3 protein-coding genes are annotated in these 1,699 nt (G+C 63.2%); all 3 read left to right on the top strand.

Features of this window, described 5'->3' with window-relative positions:
- The first annotated feature begins 11 nt into the window (after positions 1 to 11).
- Positions 12 to 428 (top strand): succinate dehydrogenase, cytochrome b556 subunit, encoded by a 417-nt coding sequence (gene sdhC, locus C7401_RS44185; protein ID WP_112178362.1) that lies wholly within the window; start codon positions 12 to 14, stop codon positions 426 to 428.
- 3 nt (positions 429 to 431) lie between these two features.
- A complete protein-coding gene (gene sdhD, locus C7401_RS44180; protein ID WP_112178361.1) occupies positions 432 to 800 on the top strand; it encodes a succinate dehydrogenase, hydrophobic membrane anchor protein in 369 nt (122 codons plus the stop codon).
- Between the two features lie 4 nt (positions 801 to 804).
- On the top strand, positions 805 to 1,699 hold an 895-nt coding region (locus tag C7401_RS44175; RefSeq protein WP_146758111.1), incomplete at its 3' end, for an FAD-dependent oxidoreductase.

The raw sequence follows: 1,699 nt of genomic DNA, 5'->3' as shown, positions 1-1,699 counted from the left end.
AGGGGTCTAGCATGGCAGAAGCCACAAAAAAACCGAGGCCGGAATACCGGAACATCGGGCTTGGGCAGATATTGTTCGCGTACCGCCTGCCTCTGGCCGGCCGTGTGTCGATCGGCCACCGCATCAGCGGTGTGCTGTTGTTCCTGTTCCTGCCTTTCATCCTGTTCCTGTTGGACCAGAGCCTCACTTCGGAGCTCAGCTTCGAGGTCTTCAAGGGCTTCCTCTCCAACATCATCGTCAAGCTCATCGTGCTGGTCCTCGGGTGGGCGTTCCTGTTTCACTTCTGCGCTGGCGTGCGTCACCTGTGCATGGACTTCAACCATGGCCTCGTGAGCAAGGAAAAAGGCAAGTCGACCTCCCTGGTCGTCGTGATCATCTCCACGATCCTCACGATCGCCTTTGCGGCAAAACTCTTCGGAGCGTTCTAAAAAATGTCGGCTAAAAACGGTATCGGTCCGAAGCGCCTCGTCGTCGGCGCTCACTACGGCATTCGCGACTGGATCGCTCAACGCGCCACCGCCGTGATCATGGCGATCTACACCGTCGTGCTGCTCGTCGTGTTCTTCGGCGCGCACGACTTTTCGTATGACGGCTGGGCCTCGATCTTCGCCGCGCAGTGGATGAAGCTCGCCACCTTCGTCACCCTCGTCGCGCTGTTCCTGCACGCGTGGGTTGGCGTGCGTGACATCTGGATGGACTACATCAAGCCGGTCGGCCTGCGCATCACGCTGGACGTCCTCACGATCGCATGGCTGCTGGGCAGCCTCGGCTACGCCGCTCAGATTCTCTGGAGAGTGTAAAAGAATGGCTGCAATCAAGAATTCTCTGCCGCGTCGCAAGTTCGACGTGGTCATCGTCGGTGCTGGCGGCTCGGGGATGCGCGCTTCGCTGCAACTCGCGCGCGCCGGCCTGTCGGTCTGCGTGCTCTCGAAAGTGTTCCCCACGCGCTCGCACACGGTGGCGGCCCAGGGCGGCATCGGCGCCTCGCTCGGCAACATGAGCGAAGACAACTGGCACTTCCACTTCTACGACACGATCAAGGGCTCCGACTGGCTCGGCGACCAGGACGCGATCGAGTTCATGTGCCGTGAAGCGCCGCACGCGGTCTACGAACTCGAACACATGGGCATGCCGTTCGACCGTAACGCCGACGGCACGATCTACCAGCGCCCGTTTGGCGGCCACACGGCCAACTACGGCGAGAAGCCGGTCCAGCGCGCCTGCGCGGCGGCTGACCGTACCGGCCACGCGCTGCTGCACACGCTGTACCAGCAGAACGTCGCGGCCAAGACCACGTTCTTCGTCGAATGGATGGCGCTGGACCTGATCCGCGACGCCGAAGGCGACGTGCTGGGCGTGACCGCGCTCGAAATGGAAACGGGCGACGTCTATATCCTCGAAGGCAAGACCACGCTGTTCGCCACGGGCGGCGCGGGCCGGATCTTCGCGGCCTCGACCAACGCGTTCATCAACACCGGTGACGGCCTTGGCATGGCGGCGCGCTCGGGCATCGCGCTGCAAGACATGGAGTTCTGGCAGTTCCACCCGACCGGCGTGGCCGGCGCGGGCGTGCTGATCACCGAAGGCGTGCGCGGCGAAGGCGGCATTCTGCGCAACTCGAACGGCGAGCGCTTCATGGAGCGCTACGCGCCGACGCTGAAGGACCTGGCGCCGCGCGACTTCGTTTCGCGTTCGATGG

This window comes from Paraburkholderia unamae, assembly GCF_003268775.1.
Lineage (GTDB): Bacteria > Pseudomonadota > Gammaproteobacteria > Burkholderiales > Burkholderiaceae > Paraburkholderia > Paraburkholderia unamae.
Note: the sequence above shows the minus strand (reverse complement) of the source record. Positions and strands in the feature narration are given on the sequence as shown.